Source organism: Paraburkholderia bryophila, assembly GCF_013409255.1.
Classification (GTDB): domain Bacteria; phylum Pseudomonadota; class Gammaproteobacteria; order Burkholderiales; family Burkholderiaceae; genus Paraburkholderia.
In genome coordinates this window covers 2,849,771-2,866,216 of record NZ_JACCAS010000001.1, presented here as the reverse complement: position 1 = coordinate 2,866,216, position 16,446 = coordinate 2,849,771, and the positions used below count along the sequence as shown (strand labels likewise).

The following is a 16,446-nucleotide window of genomic DNA, read 5'->3' as shown; positions in this document are numbered from 1 at the left end:
GGCTCATCTGGAATCCGTGCCCCCGCACACTCCGCGTCTGTGACAAAGCCGTCATCAGCTCCGGCGGCGCTACGCGCGCCGAACGCGAGATCAACAAACGAGGGGGAGGCTCTGCATTTCGCAGAAACCTCCCCATTTGTTCCTCGGCTTCGCCAAGGCGAAGCCGACGGCCCCCCCAACACGCCAACAAACCCGAGGGGGTTCCTGGTTAGCCGTTCCGACGAGCACGCAGTGCAAGACGGGATGAATGACGGCTTTGTCACGGGGGCGGAGTGCGCGGGAACACTGATTCCAGATGCACCACTACCGGTGGTGGACCACGGAACCCACTTAGGAGTTAGCGGTGTGAGCCGCTTTCTGTTGCCTACTTTTCTTTGCGGCAAGCAAAGAAAAGTAGGTGCCCCCCCGCACAGGGGGAACGCTAATAGACCACTAACAAAGCAAGGAAAGGCCAACAAAAACAGCCTAACCAGAAAAACCCACGAAACCGGCGTAGCAATAATCAGCGCCTTGCTAGTAGTCGCGCTATCAGCGATCCTGGTCTCCGGCATGCTCTGGCGCCAGCAAGTCCAAATCCGCCGGATAGAAAACCAGCGCCTGCTGTCCCAGGCCCAATGGGTCTCGCGAGGCGCGCTGGACTGGACACGCTTGATCCTGCGCTCAGAAGGCGACACCTCAGCGGGCATAACGTACCTGGGCGGCCTATGGGGCGTCCCCATCGCCAAAACCCGCCTATCGGATTTCTTAGGCCAGATCGGCGAAGCCCGCTCCGCCCAGGGCGCCGAAACCTACCTATCAGGCTCGATAGAAGACGCCCAATCCAAGTTCAACCTGAGAAACCTGGTCTCAAGCCCGGCCCCAGGCGTCATGCAACTGAACGTGGAGCAAATCGCCTCCTACCAGCGCCTATTGGTCTCGCTAGGCATAAGCGGCCAGCTAGCCAAAGCAACCGCCCTGCAAGTCCGCGCAAGCCTGGGCCAATCGGCGACCCGCTTCCAGACGATCACGTCGACCAACGGCACAGCACCGACCCCAACACCGCAAGGCGGCGCCACCGGCGGTACGTTCACCGACAAACCCGGCATGGAAGACAGCAACGACAACTCCGCGCAAGCCCCGCTGCAATTAACCAGCGTCGACTCGCTGCTCGACATCCCCGGCTACACGCCCGAAACCGTCGCGCGCCTGCGCCCGTTCGTCACCGTGCTGCCGACCGTCTCGGCAGTCAACATGAACACCGCCTCCGCCGAAGTGATCGCGGCCATCGTGCCGGGCATGAGCCTGTCGTCCGCGCAAGCGTTCGTCGCACGTCGGCAAACCGTGTTCTTCCATAACGCCAGCGATGTGATGCTCGCGCTGCAAGGCGCCGGCGCCCAGCAGGTCTCGATCGACCCGAATCAGCTCGACGTCAACACCAGCTATTTCCTGATCCACGGCCGCGTGCAGCACGAACGCGCGGAAGTCGATCGCACCACCCTCGTATATCGCGATCCATTGACTCACACTACGCGTATCGTGCGAGTACAAGACCAACTATGAATAACGCCTTTCCCAGAGAGAGTGGCCTTTGAGCACGCTGATCGTCCTACTCCCGCCGCGTGATCCGGCGGTGCCATCGCAGGAATGGCAACTGCCGGAGCTGCCGTTCGTGCTGCTCGACAAGTCAGGCCGCACCCAGCGCGCCGGACGCTCGTCGCTCGCGCTGCTGCCGCGCGCGTCGTCGACGGTGCTGATGGTCGCCGCCCGCGATCTGCTGATGATGCCGACCACGCTGCCGCCGTTGCGCGGTCCGAAGCTGCGTCAGGCCTTGCCGAATATCGTCGAGGATCAACTGATCCAGGACCCGCAAACCTGTCATATCGCCGTCGACCCGAAACCGCTCGCGGGCGGCCGGCAGATGCTCGCGATCATCGACCGTGGCTGGTTCCGCTTTATCTGCGAAGGCTTCTCGGCAGCCGGACACCGCAGCCTGCGCGCCGTGCCGGTCACGCGCTGCCTGCCGCAAGCGGTCTCGCCCGAGGTGGCCGCCGAAGTCGCCGAACTGGTCAGCGCGGGCGAGCCCGGCGTGGGCGGCGCCGCCCAGGTGGCGACGTCGCTGCCTGGCGTCGCGCCAGTGGTCGCGCCCGGCGTGGCGTCGGTCATGCCGATGGTGGCGACCGTGCTCGGCGCCGTGGTCCAGACCGCGCCCGCGCTGCTGCTCGAAAGCGTGGTCGACAGCGGCGTGCCGCGCGTCGAACTGGCCATTGCTCGCGGCGTACAAGGCGAAGGGCTGGCGGTGCCGGCTACCGCCGTCAACGCGACACTCGCCGCGCTCGCGGGTGCGGCGCCCGTCTCGCTGTACATGCTGACCGAACTGCCGGGCAATGAGCCCAGCCTCCCTGCAAAGAGCCCGGCGCGGCTGGCCGCGCACATCCACGGAGCGAGTCCGCTGCCGTTCGAGCAACTGGCGCGGCGTGCGTTGGAATGCCGCTTCGACCTGTGCCAGTTCGAGTTCGCGTCGCAGCCGTGGCGGCTCGACCGCGCGACGCTGCGGCGTCTGCGTTTGCCGCTGCTGCTCGCGGTCGGCGCGCTGGTCGTGGCGATTGTCGGCATGAACGTGCAGTGGCTGATGCTCGCGCATCAACGCGACGCGATCAACACGCAGATGACCGAGCTATTGCTCAACACCTTCCCGAAGACGACCGTCGTACTCGACGCGCCCGACCAGATGTCGCACCAGTTGCAGCAACTGCGCGTGGCGGCGGGTGAGCTGTCGCCGGACGACTTCCTGTCGCTCGCCGACGGCCTCGCACGCTCGCTGGCGCCGGTGCCGGTCAACGGCATCGCCGCGCTCGATTATCACGACCGCCGCCTCGACGTGACCTTCAAACCCGAGGTGAAACTCGATCCGGACTTCGCCAAGCGCCTCGCGCGCAACGGCCTGACTGGCGAGATCGACAGCAACACCGGTAAGTGGACCATCAGGAACGGACAATGAAAGCTGAACTCGCTCAAACATGGGCCGGATTCTGGGACCAGCGCTCCGAGCGCGAAAAAACCATCCTGGCGTGGGGCAGCGGTGTCCTCGCGGTGGTGATCGCGTGGTCGGTGCTGTGGGCGCCGGCGCAGGAGGGACGCGCGCATCTGAAGGAATCGCTGCCCAGCTTGCAACGGCAACTCGCTTCGATGACCGCGCAGTCGAACGAGGCGCGTCAGTTGTCGGCGGCCGCGCAAGGCGTCGCGCCGACCGGCGCCGCGCTGAAGGATGCGCTTGCCGCGTCGCTCACCGATCACGGTCTTGCCGCGACACAGGTGCAGGTGATCGGTAATGCCGTGCAGATCCAGATGAAGAACGCGTCGTTTCCGGCGTGGACGAGCTGGGTCGACGACGCGCGCAAGCAGTTCAAGGTGCAAGTCGCCGAAGCGCATGTGACCGCGTTGAAGGACGATGGCCAAGTGGATCTGACGGCGTCGTTGCAGCCGTCCACCGCGAAATGATCGCGGCGTCGTCACAGGATTTTCTCGCATGACTTACTGGATGCGGCGCCTACGCGTCGCGCTACCCTGGCTTCTGGTCGCGGTGTTGTCGGCCGCGGCCGTGATGCTCACGCTGTTGCCGGCCGCCTGGATCACCCCGCAGTTCGCCAGACAGACCGGCGGTCACGTCAATCTCGTCAACCCGGCGGGCTCGTTGTGGCACGGTTCGGCCACGCTGATGCTGGCCGCTGGCGCCGATACGAGCACGGCGACCCTACTGCCTGGACGGATCGAATGGCAGACGGCGTTCTGGCCGCTTTTCACCGGCCGCGTGCGGATGACCATGCGGCACAGCGAGGCAATGCCGGAGCCGATCACCGTCGACGCCACCCTGCGCACCGCCACGGTGACGCCCGGCACGATCGCCGTGCCGGCTTCGTTGCTGAGCGGTCTGGGCGCGCCGTTCAATACGCTCGATTTGCAGGGCGATGTGCAGTTGTCGTGGTCGGATTGGCGCCGCTTCAATCACGAAGCGTTCGGTCAGATGACGATCATGCTCACCGATGCCAGTTCACGCGTTTCGCTGGTCAGGCCGCTGGGGTCGTACCGGGTGGTGTTTCAGGCGCAGGGGGCGTCGTCGACGCTCGATCTGGCGACCATCAAGGGGCCGTTGATGCTGTCGGGGAACGGCACGGTGTCGGCGGCATCGACGGAGTTTCATGGCACGGCGAGCGCCGCGCCCGAAGCGCGCGATAACCTCGCGGGGCTGCTGAATTTGCTGGGACGGCCGAGCGGACCGGATACGGTGGCGCTGACGTTTGCGCATTGACTGGCATGTCGGGCGGCTAAGCGGCCGGCGGGCGGCCGCTTATTAGTGAACGCGCTTTGTTTTCGCGCCCGGACTCGTTGTATTTCTCGCGCCGATAAAAAAGGCTTGGCCGCATTCCGCGGCCAAGCCTTTTTACTTCGTCCAGCATTACGCCTACTTGTTCTGCGCCGCCTGCATCTCCGGCGGCGTTGCCGCGCTCCGCGCAACCGGAACCGGCACGGCCGACGACGCCGGCAACGGCGCGGGTGCCGCAACATCGCCCGTTTCGCGGTTTATCTGCGCGATGTCCCAGCCGCCGCCCAACGCCTTCACCAGACCGACCGACGACACCATCCGCTGTCCGGCGATGGTTTCGAGCTTCTGCTCCGCCGTGAACGCGGTGGTTTGCGCGGTCAGCACGTTGACGTAACCGACCGTGCCCGCCTTGTACTCATTGGTGACGATGGCGAGCGCCTGACGCGCCGAATCCACCGCTTGCCGTTGCACGACGATTTCCTGTTCGAGGATGCGCTGCGACGCGAGGTTGTCCTCGACATCCTGGAACGCGGCCAGCACCGTTTGACGGTAGCTCGCGACGTCCTGGTCGTAGGCCGCGCGAGCGGCTTCGGTTTTCGCCTGGCGCAGACCCGCGTCGAACAGCGTTGCCGCGAGTTGCGGGCCGACCGTCCAGAAGCGCGACGGCATGGTCAGCAATTGCGAGAACACCGAATTTTCGTAGCCGCCCGTGGCCGACAGCGTCAAGGTCGGGAAGAACGCGGCGACCGCGACGCCGATCTGTTCATTCGCCGCCGCGGCCTTGCGTTCCGCCGACGCAATGTCCGGCCGCCGCTCGAGCAGCGCCGACGGCATTTGCTCGGGCACGGTGGGCGGCGTGGCGGTCAGCGGCGATGCCGCAATCGCGAAGGTCGAGGCCGGTTCGCCGACCAGCACGGCGATTGCGTGCTCGTCTTGAGCGCGCTGCACACCGTTGTCGATCGCGGCGGCCTGCGCCGATTGCAATTGCGTTTGCGCCTGAATCACGTCGGAGCGCGCCGCGACGCCGGCAGCGTACTGATTCTGCGTGAGTTGCAGTGAGCGCTGATAGGCCGCGACGGTATCGTCGAGCAGCTTCTGGCTGGAGTCGAGCGCGCGCAGCGAGAAGTACGTTTGCGCGAGCGTCGCCTGAGCGGACAGCCGCGCGTTCGCGAGGTCCGCGGCGGCGCCTTGCTGACCGGCTTTCTGCGAATTCACCGAGCGAGTCACCGAACCCCACAGATCCGGCTCCCAGCTCGCCTGGAGTTGCGCATTGAAGCTGTTATTGATGCCGGAGCGGCTCGTTGCCGTCGTTGAATTGCCGCTCGACGACGAACCGTTGCCCGAGCGCGTTGCGCCCGCCGATGCACCGATGGTCGGGAAATACGCCGCCCTCGCCTCGCCGACCAGCGCGCGCGCTTGCCGGTAAGCGGCGGCGTATTGGGCGACGGTCTGGTTCGCGACGTTCAGCTTGTCTTCGAGCGCGTTGAGTTGCGGGTCCTGATAAATGGTCCACCAGGCGCCACGATCCTGCTGATCGGCGGGCTCCGCGACTTTCCAGCCGGGCGCCGCTTCCTTGTACGAAGCGGGAATTTCCGCCGCCGGCCGCCGGTAGTCGGGGCCGACCACACAAGCGGTGAGCAGGCTGGCGAGGGCAGCGGCTACCGCGATAGTCAGGGCGCGAGGCGCACATGTCCGCGCGCGCGAGATTCGATCAGAGTGCATGCAATGGATTCCTTCAGGACGCCGTGGCGCCGGCAACGGCGGCACCACTAGCCAGGCGAGATCATGGTCTGCCGGAATGTTAGCGTATGAGCCCGCCTGAGCGCGGGAAACTGAAAGGGTAATGCGGGGAAGAGCGCAGGTGTGTTACTGAGGGTGTCGCGATGGTTACGTGCTGTTACTGGCCGCGCGTCAAACGCGCGATTCCGTCGACTTGGTTTGGCGGGCCTGTTTGCCGGCCGCCGCGCGGCACGGCGCGTCGCCGCGTGCCAGGCACGGACCGGCAGCAGCCACCAGATTGCCCGGCTGAAGCGCCGAGCCCGGCGCTCCGGCGGAACTCACCGCATGAGCAACACTCGCCGACGCGACGGACGCGCCGAGTAGCTTCACCGCTGCAACCTTGCCGCCCTTGCGTGCCCGCCGATGCTCGACCCACGCCAATACCGCCACGCCCACCGACCCGCCGGGCAGCACGAACAGCACCGCGAATAGCGCCAGTTTCCACCAGCGGTGCGGGCCTTGAAAGCTGTTCAGCGCGGAATCGGTCAGGGAGCGGCTCAAGCCGCCAAGCGTGTTTTTGAGGTACAGCATGGGGGAAATCCTTTTTCGCACGGCGCGTTCGCGGCGTGCAGACAATCGGTCAGAACATGGTCTCGGGTGGCGCGGATCGCGCGTAACTCGTTGCCTATAATAATATTGACTATGCAATTAAATTTCAAGATACTTTGCTCCGGGCGAAACGATAGCGTTGTTTTTTGACGGTTTGCTCTACGCGAAATCAGATTTGACTTGTCTGCTTAGGCAGCTAAAATTCGATCTGCTTGACGATGTCCCGAAAACACGATGACTGAAGGTCCCTACAAGGCGGACGAGATTCACCTCGAATCGAGTCTTGGCTATTACCTGTCGAAAGCGCGCAATGTGCTGGTCGAGCGAACCGACCGTGCCGTCAAGCCGCTGGGGCTGACCGCTCAGCAGATCGGCGTAGTGCTGATGTTGTCGTCGGGGCGGGCGAATACGCCATTCGAGTTGTCGCGCGCCATGTCTTACGACAGCGGATCCATGACGCGTTTGCTCGATCGCCTTGAAAAGAAAGGCTTTGTCGTGCGCACGCGCAGCGACGCCGATCGCCGTATGGTGAAGCTGGAGTTGACGCCGCAAGGCCACGAAGCCGCGCGGCAGTTGCCGGGGCTCGGCGCGGAAGTGCTGAACGAGCAGTTGCGCGGCTTTTCCGCCGCCGACCTGACCACGCTGATCGACCTGCTCGCGCGGTTTATCGCGAACGGTATCGGCGAAGGCGCCAGCGCGGGCTGTGGGCTGGGCGCGCACGATGAATCGCAGCAGGCATCACCCGAAGAATCGTCGCCGGAGCGCGGCGAACCCTAACCACGCGGCGCTTTTGAGGGCGTCGATGTCTGAGGATATCTGTCTGGGCAGAGAGTGATCCGGCATATAAGCACACCGGTCGATGGGTGCGATAAAGCTGCCGCGACAAGCTTTCCCGGCTGAGGAGAAGAACCTATGAGCGCCACGGCTCCCGCCGCCGCCCTACCCGCCGCCGTACCCGCGCAGCTCAAGGGCGGCACGCTGGCCCTGCTCACCGTCGGCCTCGCGCTCGGCACGTTCATGGAAGTGCTCGACACGTCGATTGCGAACGTCGCGGTGCCGACCATTTCCGGCAGCCTCGGCGTGGCGACCAGCCAGGGCACCTGGGTGATCTCGTCGTATTCGGTTGCTTCGGCGATCGCGGTGCCGCTGACCGGCTGGCTCGCACGGCGCGTGGGCGAAGTGCGGCTTTTCACGTTGTCCGTGCTGCTGTTCACGATCGCGTCGGCGCTGTGCGGCTTCGCGCACAACTTCGAGTCGCTGATCGCGTTCCGGCTGCTGCAAGGGCTCGTGTCCGGACCGATGGTGCCACTCTCGCAGACCATTCTGATGCGCTCGTATCCACCGGAAAAGCGCGGCCTCGCGCTCGGTCTATGGGCGATGACCGTGATCTGCGCGCCGATCTTCGGCCCCGTGATGGGCGGCTATATCACCGACAACTACACGTGGCCGTGGATCTTCTACATCAACGTGCCGATCGGGTTGTTCTCGGCGGTGTGCGCGTTCCTGCTGTTGCGCGGCCGCGAGACGAAGATCACCAAACAGCGCATCGACGCGGTCGGCCTCGCGTTGCTGGTGATCGGCGTGTCGTGCCTGCAGATGGTGCTCGACCTCGGCAAGGACCGCGACTGGTTCAACTCCACGTTCATCGTGACGCTGGCGATCATCGCGGTGGTGTCGCTCGCGTTCATGCTGGTGTGGGAGACGACGGAGAAAGAGCCGGTCGTCGATCTCTCGCTGTTCAAGGATCGCAATTTCGCGCTCGGCGTGGTGATCATTTCGTTCGGCTTCATGGCCTTCTTCGGCTCGGTGGTGATTTTCCCGCTGTGGCTGCAGACGGTGATGGGCTACACCGCCGGGCTCGCCGGACTCGCCACCGCGCCGGTCGGTCTGCTTGCGCTGTTTTTATCGCCGATGATCGGCAGGAATATGCACCGCCTGAATCTGCGCGTGGTGGCGAGTTTCGCGTTCATCGTGTTTGCGTTCGTCTCGATCTGGAACTCCACCTTTACGCTCGACGTCCCGTTCAATCACGTGATCTGGCCGCGCATTGTGCAAGGCATCGGCGTGGCGTGCTTCTTCGTACCGATGACGACGATCACGCTGTCGAGCGTGTCGGATGAGCGGCTCGCGAGTGCGTCCGGTCTGTCGAACTTTTTCCGGACGTTGTCGGGCGCGATCGGCACGGCGATCAGTACGACGTATTGGGAAAACGACATGATCCGCCATCACGCGATGCTGACCGATTCGGTCAACGTCTATGCGGACAATACGAATGCGTATACCAATGCGCTGGCCGGCATTGGTTTGTCGGGCGACAGCATTACCGCGCAATTGAATCAGGTGGTGACCGCGCAGGCTTATATGATGGCCACGAACGATTTCTTCCGGATTTCTTGTGCGGCTTTTCTCGCGCTGGCGGTGCTGGTTTGGTTCACCAAGCCGCGCAAAGGTGCCGGGCCTTCATTGGGCCATTGAACCAGGCCTTCACGTGAAAGCGGAGACGCGCGACGAAGCGGAGTTTGTCCAAGCTCCTCGTCGCGCGTTTTCGTTTTTCGCTTCGGTTTCGGCTTCAGCCAAGGCCGAAACCCCTCTTCATTGCGTTACCGCTTCGCCATTCGTCGACGGGATCGACTGTCCCTGCGAAACATCCGGATGCGCCGTCGGTTTCACATCGTCCCCACTCTGCGGCGCACTGTTCGCGACACCGCGCACGTACTCCTTGAAGTCGGCGCCCGCTTCCCACGGATTCGGCTTGCAACCCATCGCGCCATCGCAATGCGCGGCGAAGCCGATCGTCGCCGTGCCGTCGGGGTTCGCGGTGCGCGTGATCTGATACGCCAGCGCGCGTTTGCCGCCGTCGGGGCCGGCGGTTTGAATCAAGGTGTCGGTGGCGGCTTCGATCTTGTACTTCGAGTGACCCGACACCCACGTTTGCGCGCGTTGCCACCAGACGTCGCACTGAGGTTTGCTCGTGCACGTCAACGGCGTTGTCGCGATCTGCATCACGTCCGGGTTGACCTGCCCTTGTGTCGAACACCCCGCCGCCGCTGCGCACAACACAGCCAACAGACCTTTTCTCATCACGTTGATTCCTCCCTCGCTGGAGTGCGTCATGCAAGTTTGGACCTTACTGACGATGCGGTGTTTCATCTGCATCAGAGAATCGTCAGAGCGCGTGGAGAATTTGCCGATATCGCGCGGCGCCCAAGCGCTTTTGACGTAGACGTTACCTGCGCACCAAGAAAAAGCGGCCACCTGGGCCGCTTTTCGTCGTACTGCTGGAGTGTTCGCCGCTTACACGCTGAAGCGATTCAACGTGTAAGCCCGATAAGCCGCGACGAATGCATCGAACGAACCGACTTCTTCCTGTTCGAGCTTGGTTTGCTCCGCGAGCGACTGCGCGGCGAGGTCGGTGAACACCTTCGTTTCTTCGGCATCGAGCGGACGCGCGCGGAAATGTGCGGCGTGCGCTTCGCTCTGTTCGAGGCCGAACGCGAGGAAGCTCTGCTGCTTGTCGCGCATGGTTTGCAGCACGCGTGCCGATGGCGTCAGCGACGCATCCGCGAGCTTCGCGCGTTGCACCGCGACCGAGCGTGCATGCGCGTCGCCGCCGTGCAAAGCGTCGAGCGTTGCTGCGGCGGCGTCGATCTTGAGCATCAACTCGTTAGCCCAGTCGAGCATGGCGACCGGCTGACCGTCGCGCGTCAGTTCGAGGCCGGGCTTGCGGCCTTCCATCGTCACGCGGCCGAAGTTCTGGTTCGCTTCCGCGTAGGCGTCCGGCGGCAGTAACGCGCTGTCTTCGAGCGCACAAACCAGCAGGTAAGCGTCTAGAAAGCGCGACGTCTCGAGCGAAATACCGGTCGGCTCGAACGGGTCGATATCCATGCAGCGCACTTCGACGTATTGCACGCCGCGCGCGGCCAGCGCATGCAGCGGACGCTCGCCCGGATACGTGACGCGCTTCGGACGAATCGTCGAGTAAAACTCGTTTTCAATCTGCAGCACGTTGGTGTTGATCTGCACCCACTCGCCGTCGCGTTGCGTTCCGATCGCCTCGTACGCGGGGTACGGCTGGCTCACGGCTTTCGCGAGCGCGTCGAGGTAACCCGGCAGCGTGTCGTAGTCGGCATGCAACTCGGCCTGCGCCGTGGTGTTCGAATAGCCGAGGTCGCTCATGCGCAGGCTGGTCGCGTATGGACGGTACAACGTGTCGGCGTCGAAGTTCTCGAGCGTGTGCCGGCGATCGCGCAGGAAGCGTCGGTCCAGCGCCGGCGATGCGCCGAACAGATACATCAGCAGCCAGTTGGTGCGGCGGAAATTGCGGATCAGCGCGAGGTAGCGCTCGGACTGATAGTCGACCGCGCTCGCGGTAGATTGCTGATCCGCATGCAGCACTCGCCACACTTCTTCGTTCAGCGAATAGTTGTAGTGGATGCCCGCAATACACTGCATCGTGCGGCCGTAACGCAGCGCGAGACCAATGCGGTATACGTACTTCAATTTGCCGATGTTCGAGTTGCCGTAATGCGCAATAGGAATGCCTTCGTCGGTGTCGGGCAGCAGGCCCGGCATCGAGTTGTTCCACAGGATCTCGTCGTCGAGTTCCGCGTAGACGAAACGGTGCAGCGTATCGAGCTTCTCGAGCGTCAGCGCGACGTCGTGCTCAGCCGGCGTGATCAGTTCGATCAGCGCTTCGGAATAGTCAGTAGTGAGCGACGGATGCGTGAGCGCCGAACCCAGCGCCCGCGGATGCGGCGTCAACGTGAGTTGGCCCTGGTGCGTAACGCGCAGGCTTTCCTTTTCGATGCCGCGCAAGCCGCGCAACAGCGCGTCGCGCTGCGGGCCTGAGGTCAGCACGGACAGGCGGTGCGAGAACGCGTCGGTCGTGCGGGAAGATGTGGTGTTTGGCATTGAGGCGAGTCGGGCGTTGTCGGCCGCCATGTGCCGCTGCGCTGCTCGCTGGCAGCACGGCGCGGTCGACAACATTCGGCGGAATTTTCAGTAGCGGGCACTTTAACATCTCGCCAGAACGGCTGCTTGAGGCCGCTTCGGCGGGCGTTTCAAGCGCCTGAAACGTCCCGCTCGCCGGCTTGCTCGCCGTCCCGCGTGCGCCGTCAACCGCCGCGTGCTCCGCCCGCCCGATCCGCAATCTCATTCCACAGATGCATCGCTGCGTAGGCGCGCCAGGGCCGCCATGCGTCGGTGCGCGCGCGCTGCTGCGTGGGCTTCACGAGCGATGGATCGCGCGCGCTGATCGACTGCATCAGCACGAGGTCTGACGCGGGCCAGGCGTCGGCGTCGCGCCATACGCGCATCGCGACGTATTCAACCGTCCACGGTCCGATGCCGGGCCGCGCGAGCAACGCGGCGCGCAACGTGGCGGTGTCGGCGGTCGTGCTGTCGAGCGGTACTTCGCCGGTGGCAACCGCGTGCGCGAAGCCCTGCAACGCGGCTACACGTTTACCCGGCATGCCGATCTGCGCGAGATCCACGGCGGCCAACGCGGCGGGCGTCGGAAAACGCCACGCGGTGTTCTCGTGCGGATGCCCTTCGATGCGCTCGCCAGCACGTTGCACCAACCGGCCGATGATCGTGGTCGCCGCTTTAACGCTGACCTGCTGGCCGACGATCGCGCGCACCACCAGCTCGAAACCCGACCACGCACCAGGCACGCGCAGACCCGGCACGGCTTCGACCAACGGCGCGAGCCACGGGTCCGCGGCGAGTTCGGCGGCGATCTTTTTCGGCTCGGCGTGTAGATCGAACATCTTTGCGATCGGCGCGGCGAGCGCGTCGGCGTGACGGCTTGCCGGTCCGTCGATCGTCGCAACCAGACAGCGCTTCCGTGGATGCAACCGCACGCTGAGCGTGCCGCTGTCGCCCGCCCAATCGATCGCGCGGCGATACGCGCCGTCTTCGACGGCTTCGACGCCGGGCGTCGCGCGTCCGCCGAAAAAACGCAGCAGACGCGGCCAGTCGAAGGGCGGTTTGAACGGTAGTTCGAGAGTTGCTACGTCTTCAAGCGTGCTCACGCGACGTGATCCAGTTTGGTATGAGTGGGTTCGACACCTGCGCCGGCGCTTGCGCCGTCAGCGGCGCCTTGCTGGCGCAGGCGTGCATGAGATGAAACATGGCCCGCATGCTGCGCTTCATTATCGAGCAACGCCGCCTTGCGCGGCAGACCCCAGCGATAACCCGCCAACGCCCCACCCTTCTGCACCACGCGATGACAAGGAATCGCCAGCGCCACCGGATTCGTCGCGCAGGCGCTCGCCACCGCGCGCACGGCACGCGGCGAGCCGACCGCTTCGGCGATGTCCGAATAGCTGCGCGTCTCGCCGTACGGAATGCGCCGCAGCGCGTCCCAGACGCGTTGCCGGAATGCAGTCGCGGCGATATCGAGCGGTAGATCGAAGTCCTGACGGCTGCCGCGCAAATACGCGTCGATCTGCGCGATGAACGGCGCGAGCCGCGCGGCGTCTTCCAGCAGGTCGGCGTTGGCGAATTCGCCCCGCAGGTCGTCGGCGAGCAAGGCTTCGTCGTCGCCGAAACCGATCTTGCAGATGCCTTTGTCCGTCGCGGCGACCAGCACGAAACCGAGCGACGTCGACGCGCACGCGTAGCGCACGGTGAGCCCCGCGCCCTTGCGGCGATACGCGGACGGCGCCATGCCCAACTCGGCCGACGCGCTGTCATACATGCGCGACGGCGAGCCGAAGCCGGCGTCGAGCGTGGCGCGCGTCACGTCCGAGCCGCTTTGCAGCGCGTCGCGTAACGCCGCGCCGCGTTGTGCCGCCTGATATTGACGCGGCGACACGCCCACTACCCGCTTGAACAGACGCTGGAGGTGAAACGGGCTGACGTGCACGGCGTCGCTCAATTGCGCGAGCGTGAGACGCTGCTGCGGGTCGGCATCCAGCGCAGCGCAGGCACGATTGACGATTGCCAGTTCGCGCGGCAGACCGCCGGGCTGGCAGCGCTTGCAATCGCGAAAGCCCGCGGCGCGCGCGGCGGCGGCATCGGCGAAAAACGCCACATTCTCGCGACGCGGCTGGCGCGACGCGCACGACGGGCGGCAGAATACGCCGGTGGTTTTGACGGCGTAGAAGAACGCGCCGTCGGCCTGCGGCTCGCGGCCAGTGACGGCGTCCCAGCGGTCGTCGTCGGAAGTCCAGTTCGCGGGGCCGGAAGCGTGCTCGATAGGATTGCGGGTCATGATGGTTCCGAAGAGGCGGTGTCGATGCTCACCAATGTAGGCCGCCTGCCCACACACTACGCCCCGGTTCTTGCTCTGTCATTGCGCTTCCCCGTAGGCCGAAACGCCCGCCGGACGGTCGTTTTGCCGCAAACTGCGACAATTTGGCCCAATATCGGGTTTTCCCTTAAAAAGTTATTGCGTCGCACCAACCCTGTGTGTATATTAGTCCTTGTCTCCTCCATGTCTCCTCCTGATATGGATTCAGCCCGCTCCACATAGAGCGGGCTTTTTTTCGTCCATAGTTTCCCGATCCGGCCCTTCAGGCGGGTTTCACGCCCTCCGCTCGCGGCCGCGCCCTTTCTTCTACACTGGCAATTCCTCCGTTCAGCGAACCGGCCAAGGGGCGTTCGACATGAAAATCCACATTCGCGAGATCGACCATGTTGTCATCCGCGCGACTAATGCCGAGACGATGGCGCGCTTCTACTGCGACGTGCTTGGTTGCAGTCTCGAGAAGGAACAGCGGGATCTGGGTCTGACGCAGTTGCGCGCGGGGCATTCGCTGATCGACCTGTTGCAGGTCGGCGCGCGGCTCGATCACGCCGAAAACGGCGTGCCGGGCACGGGGCGGAATATGGATCACCTGTGTCTGCGCGTCGACCCGTTCGATGCCGACGCGCTCAAGGCGCACCTCACGGGGCACGGGGTACGACTAGGCGAGCTGGGACTGCGCTATGGCGCGGACGGCTTCGGGCCGTCGCTGTATCTGTTCGACCCGGAGGGCAATATGGTCGAACTCAAAGGGCCGCCTGAAGCGGCGCGCATGACGTCGCTCTGAGCTTCAGGCGCCGGCTGTGTCAGGCCGACATCAAGCGTTAGCGGGCTCTTTCAGCACCGTCCAGTCGATTTTCACCGCATCGGCGTCGGCGCTGCCGAGCCAGGCTTCGCCGTCCTGCACCGTGCATTGCAGCCGCATGGTCCGCGCGGCGAGCGAGCCGAGCGCCGTGGCGATGTCTTCGCCGAGCGACCACACCGTCACGTTACGCATGCGCTCCACCTTGCTACGCACGCCTTGCCACCAGATGTCCGACGTGCGGCCGCCGTAGGCGATCACGATCACCTCGTTCGAGCGACCGCTCGCCTTGGCAATGCGCCGCTCGTCCGGCTGGCCGACTTCGATCCAGGTTTCGATCTGGCCGGTCAGGTCCTTCTGCCAAAGGTCGGGTTCATCCACATCCGACAAACCTTTGCAGAATTCGAGGCGTTCCTGCGCGAACAGCGCGAACGCGGCGACGCGGACCATCATCCGATCGTCGGTTTCCGAGGGATGGCGGGCGATCGTCAGCGAATGGTCGGCGTAGTAGTGCCGGTCCATGTTGGCGATCTGCAGTTCCGCCTTGTAAATCGTCGATTTAAGAGCCATGCCGTTACTGAACCAGGCGCTCGCTCCACCGGAGCGAACAGAAAAAGAATCGTCGACGGCGCGTTGCCGTTTTCCGTGTTTGTTGTACATCGTATGGTCCTCCCGCGCCGTTGGCCGGCCTCTGATACCACGGGAGAAGCATTTATCGCGCCACGCCAGGCTCGAAAGCCGTGCCGTAGACCTCGCCGGCCGCGTCCCGTAAGGCGTCGAGCACGACGCAGGCCGCCGGAGAAAGGAGATGCGACTGGCGCGTGATGATACCGAATGTATCCATCCTGTACGGTAAATCGATCGGTATACGCTTCAGGACACCGTACTGTTGGTACTGACGCGCCACTTCTTCCGGTAAAACCGCCAACATGTCGCTTTGCAACAGTAAGCTCGAAATCGCCAGAAAATTGTTCGTATTCACGACGTTTTGCGGCGGATTCAGTCCAATGTGCGAAAACATCAGATCAAAGCGATGACGCAACACGCTGCCCGGCGGATGCAAAACCCAGCTTGCGTTGACGATTCCCCGTAGTGTCAAACCTGTCTCATTTTCGAGAGGATGGCCGGGGCGTGCGACCACGCACAGCGGTTCGTCGGCCAGCGGTTCGTAGCTGACTTCCGCCTTGAACTGGTTCTGCCGCTCCAGAACGCGGCCAATCATGATGTCCAGCTCACCTTCGGCGAGCCGCGGCAGCATGACGTCGGATGTTTCCACTTCGGCCCAGATCTGCAACTGCGGGTAGCGTTCCTTCACGCGGGAAATCGCGCGCGGCACCATCGTCGCGGCGGCCGCCGCGATCACGCCGATGCGCACCTGCCCCGCCAGACCGGCGCGCAACGCCGAAATCTCGTCGTGTGCGTGGCTCAGATTCGACAGCACCATGCGCGCGTGGCGAATCATCACCTCGCCATACAGCGTGGCGCGCATGCCGTGCGGCGTGCGGTCGAACAGGCTGACCTCCAGCATGTCCTCCAGCTCTTTCAGCAGACGCGACGCCGCCGGCTGGGTCATGCCGAGCATGTCGGCGGCTCGCCGGACGTTGCCTTCTTCTTCCATGGCCGCGAGCAACTGCAATTGCCGCGTCTTCAGGCGTGCGCGGACAAACCAGTTCGAATAGTTACGCGTCATGGCTTGTCTCCCAGACTTCCGGACTCCCGGACGATTTGCACAGAACGGCTAGCCGCCGTCCGCCGGCTCGTGAGCGC

The 16,446-nt window shown here is 64.2% G+C and carries 15 protein-coding genes; 7 read left to right on the top strand and 8 right to left on the bottom strand.

Annotated features, from left to right (window positions below; translation table 11 throughout):
• The first annotated feature begins 498 nt into the window (after positions 1 to 498).
• Genes gspK through GGD40_RS12690 form a run of 4 tightly spaced genes read left to right on the top strand, consistent with a single transcriptional unit; the run spans position 499 to position 4,285 of the window.
• Entirely contained in the window at positions 499 to 1,539 is a 1,041-nt protein-coding gene (gspK, locus tag GGD40_RS12705) for a type II secretion system minor pseudopilin GspK (RefSeq protein WP_373565330.1), read from the top strand.
• A 28-nt stretch (positions 1,540 to 1,567) separates the two neighbouring features.
• A complete protein-coding gene (gene gspL, locus GGD40_RS12700; RefSeq protein WP_179743909.1) occupies positions 1,568 to 2,977 on the top strand; it encodes a type II secretion system protein GspL in 1,410 nt (469 codons plus the stop codon).
• Positions 2,974 to 3,477, top strand: coding sequence for a type II secretion system protein M (locus GGD40_RS12695; RefSeq protein ID WP_179743908.1), 504 nt, complete (start codon positions 2,974 to 2,976; stop codon positions 3,475 to 3,477). Before gspL ends, GGD40_RS12695 begins: the two co-directional genes overlap by 4 nt.
• 28 nt (positions 3,478 to 3,505) lie before the next feature.
• A complete protein-coding gene (locus tag GGD40_RS12690) occupies positions 3,506 to 4,285 on the top strand; it encodes a type II secretion system protein N (protein WP_179743907.1) in 780 nt (259 codons plus the stop codon).
• 153 nt (positions 4,286 to 4,438) lie between these two features.
• On the opposite strand, the gene GGD40_RS12685 is transcribed toward GGD40_RS12690, so the two are convergent.
• A complete protein-coding gene (locus tag GGD40_RS12685; RefSeq protein WP_179743906.1) occupies positions 4,439 to 6,022 on the bottom strand; it encodes an efflux transporter outer membrane subunit in 1,584 nt (527 codons plus the stop codon).
• Between the two features lie 189 nt (positions 6,023 to 6,211).
• Entirely contained in the window at positions 6,212 to 6,610 is a 399-nt protein-coding gene (locus GGD40_RS12680; RefSeq protein ID WP_179743905.1) for a hypothetical protein, read from the bottom strand.
• A 252-nt stretch (positions 6,611 to 6,862) separates the two neighbouring features.
• Here GGD40_RS12680 and GGD40_RS12675 point away from each other — a divergent pair, with 252 nt between their 5' ends.
• Together GGD40_RS12675 and GGD40_RS12670 are read left to right on the top strand one after the other, a co-directional pair.
• Entirely contained in the window at positions 6,863 to 7,405 is a 543-nt protein-coding gene (locus GGD40_RS12675) for a MarR family winged helix-turn-helix transcriptional regulator (protein WP_179743904.1), read from the top strand.
• Between the two features lie 135 nt (positions 7,406 to 7,540).
• Positions 7,541 to 9,103 (top strand): DHA2 family efflux MFS transporter permease subunit, encoded by a 1,563-nt coding sequence (locus GGD40_RS12670; protein ID WP_179743903.1) that lies wholly within the window; start codon positions 7,541 to 7,543, stop codon positions 9,101 to 9,103.
• Positions 9,104 to 9,220: 117 nt separating this feature from the next.
• On the opposite strand, the gene GGD40_RS12665 is transcribed toward GGD40_RS12670, so the two are convergent.
• From GGD40_RS12665 to ada, 4 genes are all read right to left on the bottom strand, one after another.
• A complete protein-coding gene (locus GGD40_RS12665) occupies positions 9,221 to 9,709 on the bottom strand; it encodes a hypothetical protein (RefSeq protein WP_179707599.1) in 489 nt (162 codons plus the stop codon).
• 213 nt (positions 9,710 to 9,922) lie between these two features.
• Entirely contained in the window at positions 9,923 to 11,539 is a 1,617-nt protein-coding gene (gene gshA, locus GGD40_RS12660; RefSeq protein WP_179707598.1) for a glutamate--cysteine ligase, read from the bottom strand.
• Between the two features lie 203 nt (positions 11,540 to 11,742).
• Positions 11,743 to 12,660, bottom strand: coding sequence for a DNA-3-methyladenine glycosylase family protein (locus GGD40_RS12655; protein WP_179743902.1), 918 nt, complete (start codon positions 12,658 to 12,660; stop codon positions 11,743 to 11,745).
• Positions 12,657 to 13,844, bottom strand: coding sequence for a bifunctional DNA-binding transcriptional regulator/O6-methylguanine-DNA methyltransferase Ada (ada, locus tag GGD40_RS12650; protein ID WP_179743901.1), 1,188 nt, complete (start codon positions 13,842 to 13,844; stop codon positions 12,657 to 12,659). Before ada ends, GGD40_RS12655 begins: the two co-directional genes overlap by 4 nt.
• A gap of 394 nt (positions 13,845 to 14,238) precedes the next feature.
• Between ada and GGD40_RS12645 the strand changes: the two genes are divergently transcribed.
• Positions 14,239 to 14,664 carry a VOC family protein gene (locus tag GGD40_RS12645; RefSeq protein ID WP_179707592.1) on the top strand — a complete coding sequence of 142 codons (426 nt, stop codon included), beginning with the start codon at positions 14,239 to 14,241 and terminating at the stop codon, positions 14,662 to 14,664.
• 30 nt (positions 14,665 to 14,694) lie between these two features.
• Here GGD40_RS12645 and GGD40_RS12640 read toward each other — a convergent pair whose 3' ends face one another.
• Positions 14,695 to 15,249, bottom strand: coding sequence for a YaeQ family protein (locus tag GGD40_RS12640; RefSeq protein WP_179708934.1), 555 nt, complete (start codon positions 15,247 to 15,249; stop codon positions 14,695 to 14,697).
• Positions 15,250 to 15,391: 142 nt separating this feature from the next.
• On the bottom strand, positions 15,392 to 16,369 hold the full coding sequence (locus tag GGD40_RS12635) for a LysR family transcriptional regulator (protein ID WP_035554253.1): 978 nt from the start codon (positions 16,367 to 16,369) through the stop codon (positions 15,392 to 15,394).
• Positions 16,370 to 16,446: the final 77 nt, after the last annotated feature.

Excerpts from the sequence above, each read along its gene's own strand:
- GGD40_RS12675 (WP_179743904.1), top strand. The coding sequence starts at position 6,863 with ATGACTGAAGGTCCCTACAAGGCGGACGAGATTCACCTCGAATCGAGT.
- GGD40_RS12645 (WP_179707592.1), top strand. The coding sequence starts at position 14,239 with ATGAAAATCCACATTCGCGAGATCGACCATGTTGTCATCCGCGCGACT.
- GGD40_RS12635 (WP_035554253.1), bottom strand. The coding sequence starts at position 16,369 with ATGACGCGTAACTATTCGAACTGGTTTGTCCGCGCACGCCTGAAGACG.
- GGD40_RS12640 (WP_179708934.1), bottom strand. The coding sequence starts at position 15,249 with ATGGCTCTTAAATCGACGATTTACAAGGCGGAACTGCAGATCGCCAAC.
- gshA (WP_179707598.1), bottom strand. The coding sequence starts at position 11,539 with ATGCCAAACACCACATCTTCCCGCACGACCGACGCGTTCTCGCACCGC.
- GGD40_RS12685 (WP_179743906.1), bottom strand. The coding sequence starts at position 6,022 with ATGCACTCTGATCGAATCTCGCGCGCGCGGACATGTGCGCCTCGCGCC.
- GGD40_RS12670 (WP_179743903.1), top strand. The coding sequence starts at position 7,541 with ATGAGCGCCACGGCTCCCGCCGCCGCCCTACCCGCCGCCGTACCCGCG.
- ada (WP_179743901.1), bottom strand. The coding sequence starts at position 13,844 with ATGACCCGCAATCCTATCGAGCACGCTTCCGGCCCCGCGAACTGGACT.
- GGD40_RS12690 (WP_179743907.1), top strand. The coding sequence starts at position 3,506 with ATGACTTACTGGATGCGGCGCCTACGCGTCGCGCTACCCTGGCTTCTG.
- GGD40_RS12680 (WP_179743905.1), bottom strand. The coding sequence starts at position 6,610 with ATGCTGTACCTCAAAAACACGCTTGGCGGCTTGAGCCGCTCCCTGACC.
- GGD40_RS12665 (WP_179707599.1), bottom strand. The coding sequence starts at position 9,709 with ATGAGAAAAGGTCTGTTGGCTGTGTTGTGCGCAGCGGCGGCGGGGTGT.
- GGD40_RS12695 (WP_179743908.1), top strand. The coding sequence starts at position 2,974 with ATGAAAGCTGAACTCGCTCAAACATGGGCCGGATTCTGGGACCAGCGC.